The sequence below is a fragment of the Variovorax raffinosi genome, from assembly GCF_051216615.1.
Lineage (GTDB): Bacteria > Pseudomonadota > Gammaproteobacteria > Burkholderiales > Burkholderiaceae_C > Variovorax.
Map to the genome: position 1 here is coordinate 1 of NZ_JBPJZR010000039.1, position 1,646 is coordinate 1,646.

A 1,646-nucleotide genomic window follows, 5' to 3' on the forward strand; every position below is an offset into this window, starting at 1 on the left:
ATCATCACGCCGATGCCCACGGGGCCGAAGCGGGACTTGGGGTCGAAGTCGTTGGCGCGGCTCATGGGATGAACTGCTCCGAACCCATGATGCCCAGCTTGGTCACGCCCGAGCGCTGCGCCGAGGCCATCACGCCGGCCACGATGCTGTACTTGGCATGCCTGTCGGGGCGCAGGTGCACTTCAGGCTGCACCGCCTGCGCGGCGACCTGCTCGAAGCGCCGTTCCACTTCCGCCAGGTCGGCAATGGCCTCGCCGTTCCACAGCACGGTGCTGCGTTCGTCGATGTCCACGCGCAGCACCTCGGGCTTGATGTCGCTGGGCGGCGGGTTGCCGTTGGGCATGTTCAGGTTGACCGCGTGCAACTGGATCGGGATGGTGATGATCAGCATGATCAGCAGCACCAGCATCACGTCGATCAGCGGCGTGGTGTTGATGTCCATCATGGGCTCGTCGGACGGCGCACTTCGGCGGCGCCCCTGTTTTTCTTTTCGCATGGCTGTGTGTTCTCAGTTGCGCGCGGGCGGCTCGGTGATGAAGCCCACCTTGACGATGCCGGCGGACTGGCACGCAAAGATGATCTTGCCCACCGGTTCGTAGTCGGAGTGCCAGTCCCCGCGGATGTGCACTTCGGGCTGCGGTGTCATGGCCGCCACCTTCCTGAGCTTGTCGGCCAGGGTGCTCGCGTCGCGCACGGGGGTGTCGAACCAGTAGATGCGGCCCGTGGTGTCGACCGACAGCACGACGGTGTCGGGCTTGCTCTCGCGCACCTCGTTGCGCTCTTTCGGGACCTCCACCGGCACCGAGTAATTGACGACCGGAATGGTGATGAGGAAGATGATCAGCAGCACCAGCATCACGTCGACGAGCGGCGTGGTGTTGATGGAGGCAATGACCTGCTCCTCGTCTCCTCCGGCGGAAGGAATGTTCATCGCCATGGATGTGGCCCGGTTCGCTGCGGCGGTGCGGTTGTCAGGCGGCGGCGCTGCCGGCCAGGATCACGGAGTGCAGCTCGCCGCTGAACTCGCGCACGTCGTCCATCACGGTGATGTTGCGGCGCAGGAGCCAGTTGTAGCCCAGCACCGCAGGCACGGCCACGGCCAGGCCGATGGCGGTCATGATGAGCGATTCGCCCACGGGGCCGGCCACCTTGTCGATCGATGCCTGTCCGGCGATGCCGATGGCGGTGAGCGCGTGGTAGATGCCCCAGACGGTGCCGAACAGGCCGACGAAGGGTGCGGTGGAGCCCACGGTGGCCAGCAGCGACATGCCGTTGCTCAGGCGCCGTTGCACGCGTTCGGTGGCGCGGTGGATGCACAGGTCGACGAAGTCGGCAAAGTCGACCTTGCCGCGCAGGCCGTCATGCTTCTTGGTGGCGTGCACGCCGGCATCGGCGATGAAGCGGAAGGGGCTCCCCTCTGCGAGCTTGGCGGTGCCGGCCTGCACGGTGCGCTCGTTCCAGAACTCGTTGTCCACTTCCTTGGCCTGGCGGCCCATGCGCATCTGTTCGAGCAGCTTGGTGACGATCACGTACCAGCTGCCCATCGACATGATCGCCAGGATGGCCAGCACGGCCTTGGCGACCAGGTCACTCTGCGCCCACAGGGCGCCGATGCCGTAGGGGTTGTCGACCTTGGTTGTCGCGGC

The 1,646-nt window shown here is 65.8% G+C and carries 3 protein-coding genes; all 3 read right to left on the reverse strand.

Translation table 11 applies throughout. The annotated features are described in order from the left end of the window. Nucleotides 1-61 precede the first annotated feature (61 nt). Nucleotides 62-496 carry an ExbD/TolR family protein gene (locus tag ACSFB7_RS37765; protein ID WP_435477443.1) on the reverse strand — a complete coding sequence of 145 codons (435 nt, stop codon included), beginning with the start codon at nucleotides 494-496 and terminating at the stop codon, nucleotides 62-64. A gap of 12 nt (nucleotides 497-508) precedes the next feature. Then, the gene (locus ACSFB7_RS37770; RefSeq protein WP_435477444.1) at nucleotides 509-937 is read right to left on the reverse strand and encodes an ExbD/TolR family protein; all 429 of its coding nucleotides are present in this window, start codon (nucleotides 935-937) and stop codon (nucleotides 509-511) included. A 34-nt stretch (nucleotides 938-971) separates the two neighbouring features. Next, the coding region (locus ACSFB7_RS37775; protein ID WP_435477445.1) for a MotA/TolQ/ExbB proton channel family protein at nucleotides 972-1,646 on the reverse strand (675 nt) is incomplete at its 5' end.